This is a genomic window from Pseudomonas sp. LW8, assembly GCF_041956865.1.
GTDB lineage: Bacteria > Pseudomonadota > Gammaproteobacteria > Pseudomonadales > Pseudomonadaceae > Aquipseudomonas > Aquipseudomonas siliginis.
Window position 1 is genome coordinate 602427 of record NZ_CP168138.1, and the last position, 18744, is coordinate 621170.

Here is an 18744-nt window from a genome sequence, read left to right on the forward strand (position 1 = left end):
GCTCCCACAGGGGTATGCATTCCAATGTGGGAGCGAGCCTGCTCGCGAAGGTGGTATGTCAGACGCGGAAGGCCTGAACGGCCGTATGCAATTGGCCGCCGAGAACCAACAGGTTCTCGCCCTGTTCGCGGCCTTGGCCGATGCGCAGCAGGTTATCCCCACCCAATTGATGAATGCGCTCGCTGTGATCGCGGATCTCGCTGACCGCGCCACTTTGCTGCGCGGTGACATCGGCGATGCGCACGGCGGTGTCGGCGATGGTCTGGATCGCGCCAACGATTTTGTCCAGTGCACCGTCCGCCGCTTGCGCCTGACTGGCCGTGGCTTCGGCGTGTTCGACCTGCGCGCGCATGCCTTCGACCGATTGTCGCGCGGCGGTCTGCAGGCCGGCGATCAGTGTCTGGATTTCCGCCGTGGCCCCGGCGGTGCGTTGTGCCAGCGAGCGCACTTCCTCGGCGACCACGGCAAAACCACGGCCCATCTCTCCAGCGCGGGCCGCCTCGATCGCGGCGTTCAGGGCGAGCAGATTGGTCTGGTCAGCAATCGAACGAATCACTGTCAGCACGCCGCCGATGGTTGCTGATTCTTCTGCCAGATGTTCGATCATCTGCGCATTGCCTTGAACCTCACCGACCAGCGCATGCAGTCCGGTCAGGCTCTGGCCGATTACAGCCTGCCCATGCTCGACGGCGAGACCGGCATGACGACTGGCGTCGGCAGCCTGACGGGCATCGCCGGCCACTTGCTGAATGGTCGCCTCAAGTTCCCCCAGCGAATCGCGAATCAGCGCGGTATCGCCGGCCTGATGTTCGGCGCCGCTGTGCAGGTCATTGCTCAGTTCGGCGAGGGTGCGGCTGCTGCCCGCGACCTGCTCGGCGTTGCCGCGAATGGTGCCGACCAGATCCACCAGATAGGCGCGCAAGCGGTTGAGCGACGCTTCGATGTCATGCAATTCGCGATTGGTCTTGCCCAGTTGGATGTCGCGACTGAAATCGCCCTCGGCCCAGGTCGACAGCGCTGGGGCGAGGTTGGTCAGGGTGCGGGCCAGGCGCCGCTGCAAGGTATCGATGAGGAGGGCGATCAGCAGAATCAGGCCTATCATCACGCCTTGCATCAGCCGCACTTCGCCCTGGATCTGCCCATGTTGCGCGCGTACCACCGGTTCGAGGCCGGCGATGGCGTGTTGCACGCTGGCGATTTTTTCGTGAGTCGCGGCGCTGAGCTCGGCGCGTTTCTGGATCTGCTCGCGGGTGCGCGTCAGTTCCGCCGGATAGCGGCCGAGCAAGCTGTTCAGTTCGCGTTTGAGGCCGACACCGGCATCTTCGGCGGCGGCTTTATCAGTGGTTTCGATGCCCATCAGCGCGGCGAAATCGTCACTGCTCGATTCGTTGCTGGCGACCACACCGAGCAAGGGCAGGGCATCGATGGCCTCGGCCTGGGCGCGCATGTTGCTCACTTCACGCTCGACATCGGCGGCCAGCTCACTGCGCCCGCTGCTCACCAGTTTGTCCCGCGCCAGCGACAGTTTGCCCAGATGCTGCGATGCGGCGAGCAGCGGCGCGAGATAAGTCGCGTTGCCATTGGCGTAGGTATTGAGCTGGTCGAGGCTGGCGCTGAGTTCGCGTTCGGCCTGCAACAGCAGCGCCTGCGGATCGCCAGCCAGTTTGCCGGCGGCGAGCAGGTCGGTTTTGCTGAACTCATCGAGGCTCGACAGGCTTGGCCGTACGGTGTCGGCCAGCGTCGGGGGCAGCTCACCCAGTTGCTTGTGCACGCTGTCGATAGCCTGGGCGGCGCTGCTCAGGCGCAGCGCGTCACCGCTGGCCAGATAATCCTCGACGTTGCGCGCCACTTCATTCTGAAATTGTTGCGACAGCCCCAGGTAACGCTCCATCAACAGATAGGGGCGTTCGAGGGCTTTTTGCGACCACCACAGCGTGGCGCCAAGGGCCACGCAGACGGCGACCAGCAGCAGAGTGTTGAGATTGGTGAGCAACTTCAGGCGCATGACGGCTACCAACGGCAGGAATGGTAAGCGCCTGAATTTATTGCGGTTCTATTACAAGGTTATGACCGAATCAGTGGATTCCGATGAAAAAGTGGCACTTTGCTTTGACTGGCGCGCGGTCTGCACCCGATTGCGTCCTGCACCCTTGGCGCGATACAGCGCCTCATCGGCCTGGCTGGCCATCATCAGGCTGTCGGAGTCATCGCACATTTCTACTACGCCGGCGCTGAACGTGCACCAGAGGTCCTGCGGCTGTGCCGGGTAATGAATCTCGGCGAAGCGCTGGCGAATCTCGTCGAGGACTTTGTGCGCCGCGTCGATATCGGTGTCGGGCATGACGATGGCGAACTCTTCGCCGCCGTATCGGCCAATGAAATCGGTCTTGCGCAACCGCTGCTTGAGAAACAGCGCGAGGCTCTTGATCACCCGGTCGCCCATCGGGTGGCCGTGGCTGTCGTTGACCCGTTTGAAGTGATCGATGTCGAGCATGGCAAAGCTCAGCGGTTTGTTCTCGCGGCGGGCGCGGAACGAGCAGTCTTCGAGCAATTGCAGGATGTGCGTGTGGTTGTACAGACCGGTGAGGCTGTCGCGGACCATCCGTGCTTTGAGGTTGCGCGCCCGAGCGGCGCGGTTGCGCACAGTGGTGATCAGGTGTCGCGGTTTGATCGGCTTGGTCAGGAAGTCATCGCCGCCCTCGCTCATGGCGTCGAGCTGCTTGTCCAGATCGTCCTCGGCCGACAGGTAAATGATCGGCACGCTGACGTAGCGGTCGTTGTGGCGGATGACCTTGGCCAGCTCGGTGCCGGTGCAGGCCGGCATGTACATGTCGAGGATGATCAGGTCCGGCTGGAAATCCGCCAGCTCGGCCATTGCCTGAATCGGTTCGATCAGGGTGCGTGTGACAATCCCGGCACTGTTGAGCAGACGCTCGGTGTGCAGGGCCTGGGCGCGCGAGTCGTCAATGATCAGCACTTTATAGGGCTCGTACTGGGCGACGCAGGTCAGCACTTCGATTTTTTCCAGCAGGCTCGAGGCTTCGAGCGTGCCGGTGAGGAATTCCTGGCCACCGGCGCGCACGGCGGCTAGGCGGGTCGGGGTGTCGGTTTCGTGCAGGCTGAAGAACAGCAGCGGCAGGGGTTCTTCGAGGCCGACCTGAGCTTCGGCGGCGAGTTTCAGGCCGATGCCGGGGCCACTGAAATCCACGTCCATGACAATCGCCGCGGGCAAGCGCTCGACCATCGACGAACGAAACGCGGCCACGCTGTCCAGTGCCTGCGCGCTCAAGCCGAAAAATTCCAGTTGCTTGGCCAGGCGTTCAGCGCGGTCGTGATCCTGCAACATCACGTAGATCGGCTTGCGCAGCGGCGGCAGGAACGTCTGGTCGAGCTGATCGCCATGGCGCAGGCCAGTGCGCGACAGGCGCTGCATCAAACGATTGAGATCGGTGATCAGGCCGCTGCTGAGGCGTCCACGATTGGCATCCACCGCTTGCAACGACTGGCTGATGTGATGCGCCAACTGAGTGTGTTCCGGCTGTTCGAAGCGCTCGGCAAAACGCAGCAGACGCAGATTCGCCTCGCTCAGTTCGGCGAGATCGACGGTGGACCACTCACTGCGTTGCAGGCGCTGCCATATCTCAAGAATCTGACGTGCCTGATGAATTACCCGCTGGGCAAAGTGGTGCTTGAGACGCTCACGGCTGGGGTCTTCTGGCTCGGTCATATCCTGACTACTAGTTAGGGTGCATGCTGAGATCGACTGGTGGCTCTATGCTAGCACCTCTTTTCCCTTAGACGAGTGTCGTACGTCAATAATCTGCTGGACGACACGATTCAGTTTCTGACCGGGTGGTTTTGTTTTTACCTCTGATTTTGACCAAGTGCCCGCATGCTGGGGCTTAGCGAGCAATCCTGCCAGCGCTGTCGACATTTCAGCGGCCTTGATAGGCGGCGTCTGACAGCGCTTTCTGATTTTTCTTCTACGCGCTTTCACCGGCCCGGTTGGCTGGTACGGTTCAGGGATTCCCCTAGCTGCCGTCCATCCGCCATGAGCCAATGTTTCACCGAACTCGCCAGTGATGCCCAGCGCCTCAACCACAACATCACGCCCATCGACGACTGCGCCTGCGGCGAAGAGTTGTTGTATGGCGAGCGGGTGCAGGTGACAGAGGTGCCAGTGCTGACCTGCACTGGTCTATGGCGGCGCTATCAGCGCGCCGCCGAGGCAATTGTCGCCCCGAACGGCGTGCTGATTGCCGATCCGGTCGCGCGCAACCGGGCGATCAACGCGGCTTATGCCCGGTTGTGGTTGCACGACTCACGTTTTCAATGGGCGGGCCTGGCGGCGTTTGCCTCCAAGCAGGTCGGCTGTGGCTTGCTGCATGCGGCACAGAGTATCGAACGCATCCGCGAGGAATACGAAGCGCGGCAGCGGCTGCGAGACAGCCGACGCGAATCCGGATTGCTCACGCCGGAAAAAATGCCGGGACAGGCCGAAGACCTGCGTGAATATCAACAGGCTCAGGCGCGTAATCCGCTGTCTGTCATGGATGCCCGGGTGCCAGGTGAAGAGCTGTCGGTGGCCGAGCAACAGTTCCGGCATGTCTACGAGATGATGGCAATGGGCAATACCACGCTGTTTCTGGATGTTTATCCGTTGCATCAGTTCTATGCGGTGCGGGGATTGGCGGAGTTGAAGAAATGTCTTCGCGACCGGGAGAAGATTCAAGGGCATGCGAAGTGGCCGGTTCTTTGGCCGGTCGGGCAAGACACCCTCAGGTTCGGGGATGCATATCCCGAGATAGAGGTGGCCTTTGAAGCAATAGAGGCTGGGAAAATCGCCGAAAGCGTGAAGCATTTGGCGTGGCACGAGCAGCAAAATATTCTCCAGCCGACCATTTACGAAAACAGCCACCTGGTTGCGCTTTTGCGCGGCAATCATTTTTCTTATGTCACCAACTTCCCTTCCGGCGTCGCTCAGGCCATCGAGCTGACGCTGACCAGCCAATGCCAGCGTGTCGATGATGGCCGGACCATTGATTTTGATAGCAGCCCGCTGGCGGATTTGTCCGATATCGACCAGCGAATGAAGTTTGTGCTGCGGGCGGCAAGTCGTTTTGATCTGTTGCTCAACGACAGCAACAAGGCGTTGTTGGCGCAGTCAATCCGCGAGATTGCGCTCAGGGAGGAGGGCTGATGAGCTTGCGCCTTCGGCAAATCAGCCGACGTCGCTGGGTGTGGATGATTGTTTGTGTGGCTGCTGCACTGGCCGCCTTGCGGCAATTGATGCAGCCGCTATGGAATGATCCAGTCATTACCTTGAGGATCGGCGAAACCTACGAGTACATGGAGGCACATTCAACCGCTCCGTTCAGTGTGTGGGATCGCGGCAGCAAGACTGTTTCCGGTGGCATTCCGAAGACGGATGCACGTCTGCGCTTCGTTGATCCGCAGTACGGGTTCGAGACGCCGCTGGCTCGGTTTTTCACCGTGACGTTCGTCAATAATCTGACCGTGAGCATCCGCATGTCTCCGCAAATCGAACCTCTGCTGATTGAGGACGCCATGAAGGTTGTTACCGATCTGCAGAGCCAATGGTGCGCAAAAGGCTGGAAACCGATGGGTACGCAGGGCGACCCGACAATTACGGACACCCCCGAATGGCGCGCATACGTCAGACAAGGAGTGCTTTCTGGGCGGTCATTTTGGCAGGCCGGCGACAAATACCAGGCAATGCTGATTCTAGGACGCTTCAGAGATTCCAGACATCTCGATCAGGAGCGCTACCTCATCACTCTCGCCGTGGCGAAACCCTGGATTCCTTTCGACGAAGTCGAAGATCGCCGCCTCGAATCCCATCACTTCCTCCCACCCCTACCCGAAAAAGGAGCCATTCCATGCCCATCCCAGCCTTCATGACCATCCACGGCAGCCGCCAGGGCCTGATCACCGCCGGCGCTTTCACCGAGGCGTCGGTCGGTAACGGCTACCAGAGCGGGCGCGAAGACAAGATCATGGTCCAGGCCCTCAGCCATGGCATGTACATACCCAAGGATCAGGGCGCCGGGCGGCGGATGCACAGGCCATTGATCATCACCAAAACCCTCGACAAGGCTTCGCCCCTGCTGAATATGGCGCTGTCCAGCGGCGAGTTGCTGAGCGAATGCCGCGTGGAGTTTTATCGCACTTCGGCCAGCGGCGTGCAGGAGCACTTCTACACGGTGGAACTGGAGGATGCGTTGGTCGTCGGCAGCGAACTATTGATGCCGCACTGTCTCGACAGCGGCACGTCGCACCTTACGCAACTGGAGAAAGTCCACTTCAGCTACCGGCGCATCTACTGGCGCCACGAAATCAGCCGGACGATGGGTTCGGACGAGTGGCAAGGCGAGGGACTTCGATGAGGCTGGTCCGTGAGCTGAGCCTGACCGACCACGAGCGCCAGCATGTCTGTTGCGTGGAAGAGGCGCTGGAGCACGTCAGCAGTCTGTTGAGCATGCGCCAACCGCTCGAAGGTCTGGATCAACTGCGGGCCGGTTTGATGATCAATCTGGACAGCGAAGTCCTGGCGCAGATCAAACAGGGTGAATGGTGCCTGATCAAAGCCGAAGCCGACTATGGCTACTGGCAGGGCGCTGAAGCGGTGTTTGAACAGGCCGTACTCGATCTGATGAACAACCCGCCCGAGCAGCCCACCCGCACCGCACGAATCTTTCGTCTGGTCGACAGCGTGACCGGTGAGCCGTTGCCCGCGCAGGCCTACATCGCCACGATCGATGGAATACCCAGTCAGCAACGAACTGACGCCCAAGGCATTGCACATCTGTTTACCGACGACCAAGTGCGGCAGCTTTCGCTGCGCATCTTCAACGTCTGAAATCTGCGTCTATCCTTTCGTTCGCGACGTCCTTCGCTTGTTTTGCGCCAGTGCCGCGATAGCGGGTGCTAGGCCTTGGCACGTTGTTGTATGGTTGTGGTCGAACCGTTGAACCCAAGTGATTGAAAGGATATCGCCATGCTGGACTGGAAAAACCGCGCGGGCAGCGCGCCTGAACGTGCCGCCGAGCCCAAGTCGGCCACCCGCAGCTATGTCGGCGGGCTGCTGTTCAGCCGGGCGCTGGCCACAGTGATCGGTCTGTATTTGCTGGTCACCATCGCGCTGGGCTGGTACTGGAGCCAGGAGCCGGAACTGTTTCCGGTGGCGCAGAACGCCCAGGTCGCTGCCGAGAAAGAAGGCAAGCAAATGGTGGTCGGCTACACCACGGTCGAAACCCTGAAGACCGTTGCCGGCACCTTGCTCAACAAGCCGGGCGGTTACATTTCCAATGACCGTTTCCCGCCGGGCCTGTGGATGGACAACACGCCGAGCTGGGAATACGGCGTGCTGGTGCAGGTGCGTGACCTGACCCGCGCCCTGCGCAAGGATTTTGCCCGTTCGCAATCGCAGTCGGCCGAAGACGCCGATCTGGCCAAGGCCGAACCGCGCTTCAACTTCGACAACAAGAGCTGGGTGCTGCCGTCCAGCGAGTCGGAATACCAGGAAGGCATCAACTCCCTGAGCCGCTATCAGTCGCGCTTGTCTGATCCGAACCAGAAAAACGCGCTGTTCTACGCGCGCGCCGACAACCTCAACAACTGGCTGGGCGATGTCGGTACCCGTCTCGGTTCGCTGTCGCAACGCCTGTCGGCCAGTGTCGGCCGGGTCAAGCTCAACACTGCGCTGAAGACCGAAGTTCCGGCAGTCGGCGAAGTGCCGCAGGTTGACGAAGAAGTCGTGGAAACCCCGTGGATGCAGATCGACAACGTGTTCTACGAAGCACGCGGCCAGGCCTGGGCGCTGTCGCATCTGCTGCGCGCCATCGAAGTCGATTTCGCCGACGTGCTGGCGAAGAAGAACGCCACCGTCAGCGTGCGCCAGATCATCCGTGAGCTGGAGGCTTCGCAAGAGCCGGTGTGGAGCCCGATGATTCTCAACGGCAGCGGTTTCGGCGTGTTGGCCAACCACTCGCTGGTCATGGCCAACTATATTTCCCGGGCCAACGCTGCGGTGATCGATTTGCGTCAACTGCTCAATCAGGGCTGATACGTGAGCCAGACTACAAGAGAGGCGGCCCATCGCGCCGCCTCGGACGCCGAACAGATCGCTTGGGTCGACGAACAGGACAACCTGCTCGGCGCTCTGGTGCGCTCCGATTTGCGTGAGCGCGGGCTGATTGGCCGTGGCACTTACATCATGCTGTTCAACTCCGCCGGTGAGCTGTGCGTGCACCGCCGTACGTTGAGCAAGGCGATTTATCCTGGTTACTGGGATGTTGCCGCAGGCGGCATGGTCCAGGCCGACGAAAGTTATGCCGAGTCGGCGGCGCGCGAGCTGGAAGAAGAGCTGGGCGTCAGCGGCGTCGAACTCACCGCTCACGATCACTTCTATTTCGAAGACACCGGCAACCGTCTGTGGTGTTCGGCATTTTCCGCTGTATGGGACGGGCCGCTGAAACTGCAGCCGGAAGAAGTCCTCGAAGCGCGATTCATCCCTGTCGAACAGGTCATGCGCGAAATCAGCGAAAAGCCTTATTGCCCGGACTCTCTGGCCGCGTTAAGGCGCTATCTCAAGGCGCAGCAAAGCAACGTCGCAAAGAACACATGAATTGGCGCCGATTGGCACTTAGCAATCGCGATTTTTGCCGTTACACTGCGCGACCTTTTCAAGCTGCACCGGATAGCTTGAGGTTGGCCTGCAGATTTACCGTAGGAGCTGCCGAAGGCTGCGATCTTTTGATCTTGCCGTTAAAGATCAGGATCAAAAGATCGCAGCCTCGTTGCACTCGTCAGCTCCTACAGATTCAGTCCAGCGTCCAAAGTTTTCCGATGCAGTAGCGCTGCCCCTGCCTGAGTGGGGCTTCGCGGTCGCTGACCTTGCCCAAGGTTGCGATCAGTCTTTGTCCTCCCGAGAGGATTGCCGGTGGCCAAGAAAGCCGCATCCTTCGCCGCCCTGGGCGGCCTGGTATTTTCCACCGACGCAGGTCGTCATTGCCCGGAATGCAGCAAGCCGGTGGACGCCTGTATCTGCAAACAAACCGTGATCCCGGCCGGTGACGGCATTGCCCGCGTGCGTCGCGAAAGCAAAGGGCGTGGCGGCAAGACGGTGACCACCATCACCGGCGTGCCCCTGGCCGAAGACGCGCTCAAGGAGCTGGCGACGACGTTGAAGAAACGTTGTGGCACCGGCGGGGCGTTGAAGGACGGCATCATCGAAATCCAGGGCGATCACGTCGAGCTACTCTTGGCAGAGCTGATCAAGCACGGTTTCAAAGCGAAGAAGTCCGGCGGCTAGCAGCCTCTGTGAAACCCTCCGGCGGCTTGATCCGGCTTCGAGTGTTCTCGGATCCGGCGTCGTCGCCATGGTTTTCACAGAGCCTGTTCATGACCGGTTTCTAAACTCCACGCAGTCAGTGCGGTCTACCGCCGCACTGACGAACCGTCATTTTCATTCTTTAGACTGCGCCGGCCTGAACGTCAGGCGACGCACTCTGACTTCTTTATAGGGGACTTCGATGTCCGTACGACGCACACGTAAAGACGATGGCAGCCAATGGACAGTTGCGGACAGCCGCAGCGTTTACGGGATTCGCCATTGGGGGGCCGGGTATTTCGCGATCAATGAAGCCGGTCGCGTCGAAGTACGTCCGAACGGCCCGAGCAGCTCGCCTATCGATCTGTTCGAGCAAGTCGACCAACTGCGCAAGAGCGGTTTGTCCTTGCCGCTGCTGGTGCGGTTCCCCGACATCCTGCAAGACCGTGTCCGTCAGTTGACCGGTGCTTTCGATTCGAACATCGAGCGCCTGGAATACCAGAGCAAATACACTGCGCTGTACCCGATCAAGGTCAACCAGCAGGAAGCGGTGATCGAGAACATCATCGCCACCCAGAACGTTTCCATCGGTCTGGAAGCCGGCTCCAAGCCTGAACTGCTGGCCGTGCTGGCGCTGGCGCCGAAGGGCGGCACCATCGTCTGCAACGGTTACAAGGACCGCGAGTTTATCCGTCTGGCGCTGATGGGCCAGAAGCTCGGCCATAACGTGTTCATCGTCATCGAGAAAGAATCCGAAGTCGGCCTGGTGATCGAAGAAGCCGCCTCGCTCAAGGTCAAGCCGCAGGTGGGCCTGCGCGTGCGCCTGTCGTCGCTGGCCTCGTCGAAATGGGCCGACACCGGTGGCGAAAAATCCAAATTCGGCCTGTCGGCGGCGCAACTGCTGTCGGTGGTCGAGCGCTTCCGTGGCGCCGGTCTGGATCAGGGCATCCGCCTGCTGCACTTCCACATGGGTTCGCAGATTGCCAACCTCGCTGACTATCAGCACGGCTTCAAGGAAGCGATCCGTTATTACGGCGAATTGCGCAACCTCGGTCTGCCGGTCGATCACATCGACGTCGGCGGCGGCCTCGGTGTCGACTACGACGGCACGCATTCGCGCAACGCCAGTTCGATCAACTACGACATGGACGATTACGCCGGTGTGGTGGTCGGCATGCTCAAGGAATTCTGCGACGCGCAGAGCCTGCCGCATCCGCACATCTTCTCCGAGAGTGGCCGTTCGCTGACCGCGCACCACGCAATGCTGGTTGTGCAGGTCACCGACGTCGAGAAACACAACGACGAAATCCCGCTGATCGAAAACAAGGAAAGCCTGCCGGAAACCGTGCAGTGGCTGGTCGATCTGCTCGGCCCGACCGACATCGAAATGGTCACCGAAACCTACTGGCGCGCCACGCACTACATGAGCGACGTCGCCGCGCAGTATGCCGACGGCAAGCTGACCCTGGCGGAAAAAGCCCTCGCCGAGCAGTGCTACTTCGCCGTGTGCCGGCGCCTGCACAACTCGCTGAAAGCGCGTCAGCGTTCGCACCGCCAGGTGCTCGACGAACTCAACGACAAGCTGGCCGACAAGTACATCTGCAACTTCTCGGTGTTCCAGAGCCTGCCGGACACCTGGGCGATCGATCAGGTGTTGCCGATCATCCCGCTGCATCGCCTCGACGAAGAGCCGCTGCGCCGCGCGGTGCTGCAGGATCTGACCTGCGACTCCGACGGCAAGATCAACCAGTACGTCGACGAGCAGAGCATCGAAACCAGCCTGCCGGTGCACGCGTTGAATGAAGGCGAAGATTACCTGCTGGGCGTGTTCCTGGTCGGCGCCTATCAGGAAATCCTCGGCGACATGCATAACCTGTTCGGTGACACCGACTCGGTGAACATCTACCAGAACGCCGATGGCAGCGTGTACCACGCTGGTATCGAGACCCACGACACCATCGAAGACATGCTGCGTTACGTGCACTTGTCGCCGGAAGAACTGATGACGCACTACCGCGACAAGTGCGCCAGTGCCCGCATCAGTGCCAGCGAGCGCACGCAGTTCCTCGATGCCTTGCGTCTGGGCCTGACCCGCTCCTCCTATCTGTCTTCCTGAGACCCGATAGCGTTCCGCCCGGGTTGTCCGATTTTTTTCCGCAAGCTGTGGAAAATTCGGACAACCCGGTGGGACATCTCCTGATTTTTTCACGAAAACCTGTGCGATCACGGTCAGCAAACTCATCTGGTCTGCTTTTCGCGTAGGTCATTTCCTAAGTTGTACTTCGCCTCTCTACTCGGCCATGCCTCTCGGCGAGAATCCCCGGCCGCCCCTCCTGTAGAGATCCGCCCATGTTCGATCCAGTCAACGAGCCGTCGTTTCGTCTCGATGTAGCGGGCCTGTCCGACCCCTTCGAAGTTCTCGCCTTTACCGGAAGGGAAGCGCTCAGCGAACCCTTTGCCTTCGAGATCGATGTGGTGATCGACGATCCGCATCTGGATCTTGCCAGCCTGCTGCATCGTTCTGCGTTCCTGTGCTTCGGCGCGCCCGGCCAGGGTGTGCACGGGCAGTTGCACAGCCTTGTCCAGCACGAGCATGGCCATGGCTTGCGCTTGTGTCGAGTGCGTCTCGGACCGAGGCTCGACTGCCTCGACCTGCGCTTGAGCCAGCGCATTTTCAGCGGCCGCTGCGTGCCGCAGATCATCGAACAGGTTCTGCGCGAGCATGGCATCGTCGGCTTGCAACGACGTTTTGACCTGCATAGCGACTACCCGACCCGCACCTTCTGCACGCAATACCGCGAATCCGATCTGCAACTGCTCCAGCGCCTGTGCGCAGAGGCGCGCATTCACTATTACTTCGAGCATCACCGCGACAGGCACTGCCTGGTGTTCGGCGACGATCCGACACGGATGCCCCATGCAGACGTCGCGCCCTATCAGGGCGAGCATGACCAGCGTGGCGTCGCTCCAGCCGTCCGCCAATGGCAACTGCACGAAGACTCGCAGGCCAGCCAGCGAGGCCCCAGTGCCGAAGGCCACAGCGATCTGCCCGCCTTGCGCAGCGGTCAGTGGTTGCCCCTGGACGACCATCCTTTCATCGAATGCAACCGCCCATGGTTGCTGACCCGCATCGAGCACCGTGCCGATCAGTCTCTCGAACCGCCCTATTGCAATCGCCTGTTCGCGGCCGCGCGGGTACCCGTCTGTGCGCCTGCCGCTGCGCAGTCCAAGCAGCGCATGCACAGCCTGCAGCGAGCCTGGGTGGTCACCGTCGATGAGCCGCAGCCGGATTGCTCGCGGCCGGTGGCGGTGCAATTCGACTGGCTCTATCAGGGCGAAGGGGCTTCGCCGAGTCATTGCTGGCTGCCCCTCGCGCCTGACTTGAACGAGCTGCCCTCGGCGGCACTCGCTGATGGTGTGGAAGTGGTGGTGAGTTTTCTTGAGGGCGATCCCGATCAGCCGGTGGTCAGTGGCGTGCTCCAGCCCTCAGTGTTGCCAGAGGCTGCGGTCGAGGACGATGATCCGGTATCGCTCCCAGAACTGCTGGTGAGCGATGGGTTGCAGCAACTGTTGCAGTCTGGCGAGCCGTTGCTGCTGCTGTGCCTGATGCCGGGCGGTGGCAGCTTCAACCACTGCGCCGAGTCCGTGTGCAGTTGCCGGCTGCTCACCGCGCTCGATCAGAGCAGCGCACGATGAGCGGCGCGGCGCTTGAGCCCATGGCGCAATGGCTGTTGCTCGATACCCCGGACGCGGCACGCGCCCTGCTGACCTTGCGCCAGGGCTTTGCCGATGTGCAGCGTCACCGATTGTTTGACGGCACCGAATTTCAACCGGTCAGCGAGCACGGCCCGGTCCTCGTCGACTTGCGCGAGAGTCCGGCATTGACCGCCTTGTGCCTGCGCGATCCGGATACCTGGCGTGGCCTGTTGCTGAGCTGCGAAATACCGGCGCAGCAGCTGCTCAGCCACTTGCAGCGCATGCTTACCGTCTCGTTCGGTTTGAATCACCGGGCCTTGCTCAGCTATTACAACCGTCAGACCGCCAGCTACTTCTTCGACGCCTGCGACGCCGCGCAACTGAGTCGCTGGCTCGGGCCGATCCGCCAGTTGCGCTGGTTTGGCGGCACCTGGGCCGACCGCGCCATTGGCAGTCAGGGCTGGCAACAGCTGCGCAATCCCGGCCTGCTCGTCGAACCTTTGGGCATCGAAGAAAGCCTGACCCGGCGCCAGCGCGAGCGCTTGCAAACCTGTCTGCTGGAGCAGCACATCTGGCGCTGGTGCCAGTCTCTGAGCGTTGATTACCAGACGATCGCTGTGCATGTGCAACAAGGTCTGGCGCTGGGTTTCAGCGATCGTGCTGTGCTGGATGGCTGGCTGTGGCTGCGCCTGCTCAATCCGCGCGCCGTGCTGGTTGTGCCGCCGGCCGGATTGACGCAGCCGGAACGGCTCGACTTCCTGCGTCGGCAGTGGGGCGCGGGCTGACTGTCCGTCAGTGAGCCTTGCCGCTGAACCAGCCATCGCGGCGTTTCAGCCACAGGGCTTGCGCGCCAAGGGTCACGCTGCGCAAGACCATGAACAGCAGAAAAGATATCCACAGGCCGTGATTGCCCAACGCTTGCAAGAGCCAGGCGAACGGCAGGAGCAACAACACCGTCAGCAGCATGCCGTTGCGCATTTCCCGCGCGCGGGTAGCGCCGATGAACAGGCCGTCGAGCAGGTAACTCCACACCGCAATCAACGGCAGCACGGCGAGGTAGGGCAGGTAGACGAACGCCGTCTCGCGCACGCTCTGAATATCGGTCTGCATCTCGATGAACAGGTGCCCGGCCAGCAGAAACAGCACGGCAAACCCGAGGCTGGCGATCAGCGACCAGCCGCCGGCCACCACCAGCGATCGACGCAATGCCAGGCGATCCCGTGCGCCAATGGCATGGCCGCACAAGGCTTCGACCGCGTGGGCCAGGCCATCCAGTGCGTGGGCCGTCAGAAGCAGGCCGTTGAGCAGCAGCGCGTTGGCCGCTACGGTCGCATCGCCGAGCCGTGCGCCCTGCACGGTGATCAGGAAGAACACCGATTGCAGGGCGAGGCTGCGGATGAAAATGTCACGGTTGACCGCCAGCAGCGGCCGCCAGCTCTGCCAGACTCTCAGTGCCGACCAGATGATCTGCCCCGGATAGGCGCGCAATGCCGTGCGCGTCAGCCACAGGCCGAGCAGGGCGCCGCTCCATTCGGCGATTACCGAAGCCCGCGCCGAGCCGACCACGCCCCAGTCCAGGCCAATGACAAACCAAAGATTGAGGGCGATGTTGATCAGGTTGGTGCTCAGCAGAATCGCCAGCGGCGCTCGGGCGTTCTGCGTGCCGAGGAACCAGCCGACCAGCGCATACGTCGCCAGCGCGGCGGGCAGGCCAAACAGGCGCGTGTGGAAAAACTCCCGGGTCAGCTGATCCAGTTCAGCCGACGGTTGCATGAAGTGCAACGCAACGCCGCTGAGCGGCACGCCAAGAGTGCCGAGCACGACGGCCAGCCCCATCGCCAGCAGCAGGCCCTGCAAGAGAATCTGCCGCAACGCCGCGCCATCGCTGCGCCCGGCAGCCTGGGCGGCAAAACCGGTGGTGCCCATGCGCAGAAAACCCATCGCCCAGGCGAGAAACGTGTACAGACTGGCGCCGACCGCCACCGCGCCCAATTGATGGGCATGGGGCAAGTGACCAATGACAGTGCTGTCGACCAGCGCCACCAGCGGCACGGAAATATTGGAAAGAATCATCGGCGCGGCGAGTGCCCAGACCTTGCGGTGAGTCGGGCGGTCGCGCCAGTCGGTAATCAGTGAGGACATGCAGGCTCCTTGGGGGAGCGGGGATTGTAGCGGCAGAAACACCCTCACCCCAGCCCTCTCCCAGAGGGAGAGGGGGCCGATCTTCGTCGCTCTCAAGCGTGAGTTCGACTCGATATTGCAGGTCGGTGGAGAATTTCAAAGCAACGCGGTCAGCTCCCCCTCTCTCCGGGAATGGGAGAGGGAGCCGATCTTCGTCGCTCTCAAGCGTGAGTTCGACTCGATATTCCAGGTCGGTGGAGAATTTCAAAGCAACGCGGTCAGCTCCCCCTCTCTCCGGGAATGGGAGAGGGAGCCGATCTTCGTCGCTCTCAAGCGTGAGTTCGACTCGATATTCCAGGTCGGTGGAGAATTTCAAAGCAACGCGGTCAGCTCCCTCTCTCTCCGGGAATGGGAGAGGGGGCCGATCTTCGTCGCTCTCAAGCGTGAGTTCGACTCGATATTGCAGGTCGGTGGAGAATTTCAAAGCAACGCGGTCAGCTCCCTCTCCCTCTGGGAGAGGGCTGGGGTGAGGGGCTTTTGAAGCGCTAGTGAATAATCCAGCTCAACAACCACAACCCCAGCAGCAACCAGATGATCCCGGCAATGATCGACGCGTTCATGAACGCCCGGATCGCCGACCACAGCAGCATCAGGCCAACGATCAGGGCGATGATGCTGATGATCGAGGTGTCCATCCCCAGCGTTTGCGCCAGGCCGTCGACAAAGTTGCCGCCGGCATTGCTGAGCATATTGAACAGGCCGCTGAGGCCATCGACGATAAAGCGGATGACCGAACCGAGTGCCTGGCCTAGCCATTCGAAAAAGCTTTCTACACGCATGTGTGCATCCCTGATGAAAGAGCTGAGCCTTGGGCCACGCCGAGGGCGGCCGAGTTCCCTGCATGATAGAAGGTTTGCCCGGATCATGTGTGGGAGCGAGCCTGCTCGCGAAGGGGGCGTGTCAGGCAAATCCGGTCTGGATGATCCATCGCTTTCGCGAGCAGGCTCGCTCCCACAATAGATCATCTGCGCTGCTTGCCTTCAGCCCGCATCCCCCCGAAGCTATGCGTCTTCAGGAGAGCCCGATGAACCTTGTTGAACTGACCGAACGCCTGCATGCCATTCGCGACCGCAATGACTGGCGGCAATTTCACAGCCCGAAAAACCTCGCCATGGCCGCCAGCGTGGAAATGGCCGAGCTGGTGGAAATCTTCCAGTGGCTGACAGAAGACCAGTCGCGCCAGTTGCCGGCGGACAAGCTCGCCCACGCCGGGCAGGAAGTCGGCGATATCGTCCTGTATCTGTTGCTGCTGTGCAGCGAACTGGGTCTGGACATGAATGAAGTGGTGCGCGCCAAGCTCGCCGACAGCGAACGGCGGTTCAGCTGATGAGCGACCGTCATTTCGATCAGTTGGCCACGCGCTTCGCGGAAAAAATCTACGGCGGCGCCAAAGGCGCGATTCGCCTCGCGGTATTGCAGGCCGATCTGACCGAGGCTTTGCCGGATCGTCCGCTGCGCGTGCTGGATATCGGCGGGGGCCTTGGGCACATGTCGCTGTGGCTGGCCGAGCGCGGCCATGACGTCACCTTCACCGAGCCGGCTGAGCCGATGCTCGAGGGTGCGCGCCAGCGTTTTGCCGAAGCCGGACACACCGCGACATTCATACAGGCGCCGTGGCAGGAACTGCCCGGTCAGCTCACCGAGCCCTACGATCTGGTGATCTGCCACGCCGTGCTGGAATGGCTCGCCGAACCCCACGCGATCCTGCCGGTGCTGCATCAGTTGACCAAGCCTGGCGGCTGGCTGTCGCTGGCGTTCTACAACCGTGATGCGCTGATTTATCGCAATCTGCTCAAGGGCCATTTCAAGAAAATGCGCAAGAACGTCATGGCCGGCGAGAAGCAGAGCCTAACCCCGCAGCAGCCTCTCGACCCACGGGAATTGGCAACGCAACTCGCCGGTATGTGGCAGGTCGAAAGTCAGAGCGGCGTACGGGTATTTCACGATTACATGCCGGTGGAATTCCAGGCCCGCGCCGAACTGGCGGACTTGCTGGAAATGGAACTCGCGCACCGTCGTCACCCAGGCTTCGCCGGGCTTGGGCGTTACTTGCACTGGATCTGCCGGCCGATCTGAGCGGAGCGCGACATGAAAGCTCAATGCGGGTTATTGCTGATAAGTCTGGGGTTGGCCGCTTGCCAAGGCAGCAACCCCTACGTGGCGCAGTCGCGGCCGTTGCCGCCGGCACCGCCGCAAGCCGCCACCACCTTCGACCGCAGCGCCTACCCGGCGCCGCCGCGTGATTACGGGCGCTACCGCAATTGGGCCTGGCGCGACGGGCAGTTGCCGCCGGGCACGGCGTGGGCTGACTCGGCGCAGGTGGCCGAGGCGGTCAGCAACGCCCTCGACCAGCGCGGCTTGCGGCCGATGCGCGACAACCGCCCGGCGGACCTGCTGGTCAGCGCCGACCTGCGTCTGGAGACCCGTTTGCGTCAGGTTCGCGATGATTACGGCTACTACGGTGGATACGGCGGCTATGATCGTTATGGTCGTGGTTACGGCATGTACAACAGCGTGCCGATCGTGCGCACCTATCAGGAGCAGGTCGTAGTGGTGCGGGTCGATCTGTTCGATGCCGGCAATGGTCAGCCAGTGTGGAGCGCCAGCGCCGAGACCGGCACCCAAGGCAATCAGATCGAACGCGCCGATGCGATCCGCGAGGCTGTGGAAAAAGCCATGGCGGCGTATCCTCCCAGCTGACGTCGTGTCAGCAGGTTCATGTCTTCACCCGGAGAAAAATCATGTTCCGCCGTCTCGCTCTACTCGCTGTTGCTGCGCTGCTCAGTGCCTGCGCCGCCAATCAGGTCAATCACGATTTCGACGCCGGCCGCGACTTTGCCGCTTATCGCAGCTGGAGCTGGAAAGACCCGGCCCTGCAATATCGCCCCGATGATCCGCGCATCAAAAGTGACCTGACCGAACAGCGCATCCGCCAGGCGGTGTCCGATCAACTCGATCAGCGCGGTTTGCGCCCGGCCGCTGGCGGTGGCAAGGGTGATCTGAGCGTGCAGACCTACCTGATCGTCGAGGACCGGCAGCAGCAAGTGACGACCAATTACGGCGGCGGTTGGGGTGGCCCGTGGAACGGCTACTGGGGCGCGCCGATGTACAACGAAACGCGCAACATCACCTACAAGGTCGCGACCATTCAGATCGACCTGCTCGACGGCAAGGACGGCAAACTGGTCTGGCGCGGCAGCGATGAGCAAATGCTCAGCAACCGCCCGAATCCGGCTGACCGCAGCAATGCCATTCGCGAGACCGTCACACGGATCCTGGCCAACTATCCACCGCGTTGAACCGCTCTGAACCGTCCCTGTGGGAGCGAGCCTGCTCGCGAAGGCGGTGTGTCATTCAGCATTGAATCCTCTGGCACGACGCTTTCGCGAGCAGGCTCGCTCCCACCGTGGCGGTGGTGACAGGAATGGCGCCACGCCAGCACTCTCGACCGACCGCGTCTACACTCTTTTTCATTAACGGAGGTAGCGCTCGGCACTGCGCCGGCAAAGGAGTGC

19 protein-coding genes are annotated in these 18744 nt (G+C 61.5%); 15 read left to right on the forward strand and 4 right to left on the reverse strand.

What is annotated here, in order from left to right; all coding sequences use genetic code 11:
• Window positions 1-58 precede the first annotated feature (58 nt).
• Together AB9L16_RS02760 and gcbA are read right to left on the reverse strand one after the other, a co-directional pair.
• A complete protein-coding gene (locus tag AB9L16_RS02760) occupies window positions 59-607 on the reverse strand; it encodes a methyl-accepting chemotaxis protein (protein WP_370593508.1) in 549 nt (182 codons plus the stop codon).
• A 1449-nt stretch (window positions 608-2056) separates the two neighbouring features.
• Entirely contained in the window at window positions 2057-3727 is a 1671-nt protein-coding gene (gene gcbA, locus AB9L16_RS02765) for a diguanylate cyclase GcbA (RefSeq protein WP_016771860.1), read from the reverse strand.
• A 324-nt stretch (window positions 3728-4051) separates the two neighbouring features.
• Between gcbA and AB9L16_RS02770 the strand changes: the two genes are divergently transcribed.
• From AB9L16_RS02770 to AB9L16_RS02815, 10 genes are all read left to right on the forward strand, one after another.
• On the forward strand, window positions 4052-5200 hold the full coding sequence (locus AB9L16_RS02770; RefSeq protein ID WP_375123077.1) for a DUF2515 family protein: 1149 nt from the start codon (window positions 4052-4054) through the stop codon (window positions 5198-5200).
• Window positions 5200-5922: a hypothetical protein gene (locus AB9L16_RS02775; protein WP_056787700.1), complete on the forward strand. Its 723-nt coding sequence runs from the start codon at window positions 5200-5202 to the stop codon at window positions 5920-5922. The genes AB9L16_RS02770 and AB9L16_RS02775 overlap by 1 nt, the downstream gene beginning before the upstream one ends.
• Complete coding sequence (locus AB9L16_RS02780) at window positions 5901-6407, forward strand: Hcp family type VI secretion system effector (RefSeq protein ID WP_056787703.1); 507 nt, start codon at window positions 5901-5903, stop codon at window positions 6405-6407. Before AB9L16_RS02775 ends, AB9L16_RS02780 begins: the two co-directional genes overlap by 22 nt.
• Window positions 6404-6880 (forward strand): hypothetical protein, encoded by a 477-nt coding sequence (locus AB9L16_RS02785; protein ID WP_056787705.1) that lies wholly within the window; start codon window positions 6404-6406, stop codon window positions 6878-6880. Before AB9L16_RS02780 ends, AB9L16_RS02785 begins: the two co-directional genes overlap by 4 nt.
• A 138-nt stretch (window positions 6881-7018) precedes the next feature.
• Window positions 7019-8086 (forward strand): DUF2333 family protein, encoded by a 1068-nt coding sequence (locus AB9L16_RS02790; RefSeq protein ID WP_041480664.1) that lies wholly within the window; start codon window positions 7019-7021, stop codon window positions 8084-8086.
• Between the two features lie 3 nt (window positions 8087-8089).
• A complete protein-coding gene (locus AB9L16_RS02795) occupies window positions 8090-8647 on the forward strand; it encodes an NUDIX hydrolase (RefSeq protein ID WP_041480663.1) in 558 nt (185 codons plus the stop codon).
• Window positions 8648-8962: 315 nt separating this feature from the next.
• The gene (locus tag AB9L16_RS02800; RefSeq protein ID WP_007914613.1) at window positions 8963-9334 is read left to right on the forward strand and encodes a translation initiation factor Sui1; all 372 of its coding nucleotides are present in this window, start codon (window positions 8963-8965) and stop codon (window positions 9332-9334) included.
• A 220-nt stretch (window positions 9335-9554) separates the two neighbouring features.
• Window positions 9555-11468 carry an arginine decarboxylase gene (gene speA / locus AB9L16_RS02805; protein ID WP_016771856.1) on the forward strand — a complete coding sequence of 638 codons (1914 nt, stop codon included), beginning with the start codon at window positions 9555-9557 and terminating at the stop codon, window positions 11466-11468.
• A gap of 233 nt (window positions 11469-11701) precedes the next feature.
• Complete coding sequence (locus AB9L16_RS02810) at window positions 11702-13048, forward strand: type VI secretion system Vgr family protein (RefSeq protein ID WP_305382136.1); 1347 nt, start codon at window positions 11702-11704, stop codon at window positions 13046-13048.
• The gene (locus AB9L16_RS02815) at window positions 13045-13833 is read left to right on the forward strand and encodes a DUF4123 domain-containing protein (RefSeq protein WP_252868741.1); all 789 of its coding nucleotides are present in this window, start codon (window positions 13045-13047) and stop codon (window positions 13831-13833) included. The genes AB9L16_RS02810 and AB9L16_RS02815 overlap by 4 nt, the downstream gene beginning before the upstream one ends.
• 7 nt (window positions 13834-13840) lie before the next feature.
• Here the strand turns inward: AB9L16_RS02815 and AB9L16_RS02820 are convergent, their stop codons facing one another.
• The gene (locus AB9L16_RS02820; RefSeq protein ID WP_375123078.1) at window positions 13841-15190 is read right to left on the reverse strand and encodes an MATE family efflux transporter; all 1350 of its coding nucleotides are present in this window, start codon (window positions 15188-15190) and stop codon (window positions 13841-13843) included.
• Between AB9L16_RS02820 and AB9L16_RS02825 the strand changes: the two genes are divergently transcribed.
• Window positions 15189-15710 (forward strand): hypothetical protein, encoded by a 522-nt coding sequence (locus AB9L16_RS02825; RefSeq protein WP_375123079.1) that lies wholly within the window; start codon window positions 15189-15191, stop codon window positions 15708-15710. The two genes, AB9L16_RS02820 and AB9L16_RS02825, sit on opposite strands and share 2 nt — an antisense overlap.
• Window positions 15711-15714: 4 nt before the next feature.
• Here the strand turns inward: AB9L16_RS02825 and AB9L16_RS02830 are convergent, their stop codons facing one another.
• A complete protein-coding gene (locus tag AB9L16_RS02830) occupies window positions 15715-16008 on the reverse strand; it encodes a hypothetical protein (protein ID WP_039757018.1) in 294 nt (97 codons plus the stop codon).
• A 245-nt stretch (window positions 16009-16253) separates the two neighbouring features.
• On the opposite strand from AB9L16_RS02830, the gene AB9L16_RS02835 reads away from it, so the two are divergent.
• From AB9L16_RS02835 to AB9L16_RS02850, 4 genes are read left to right on the forward strand one after another with little or no spacing between them, the layout of a single operon-like run.
• Window positions 16254-16556, forward strand: a complete 303-nt coding sequence (locus AB9L16_RS02835) for a MazG-like family protein (protein WP_016771852.1) — start codon at window positions 16254-16256, stop codon at window positions 16554-16556.
• A complete protein-coding gene (locus tag AB9L16_RS02840) occupies window positions 16556-17305 on the forward strand; it encodes a methyltransferase (RefSeq protein ID WP_024011431.1) in 750 nt (249 codons plus the stop codon). Before AB9L16_RS02835 ends, AB9L16_RS02840 begins: the two co-directional genes overlap by 1 nt.
• Before the next feature lie 12 nt (window positions 17306-17317).
• Window positions 17318-17929, forward strand: a complete 612-nt coding sequence (locus AB9L16_RS02845; protein ID WP_095180903.1) for a DUF4136 domain-containing protein — start codon at window positions 17318-17320, stop codon at window positions 17927-17929.
• A gap of 41 nt (window positions 17930-17970) precedes the next feature.
• Window positions 17971-18528, forward strand: coding sequence for a DUF4136 domain-containing protein (locus AB9L16_RS02850; protein WP_375123080.1), 558 nt, complete (start codon window positions 17971-17973; stop codon window positions 18526-18528).
• Window positions 18529-18744 lie beyond the last annotated feature (216 nt).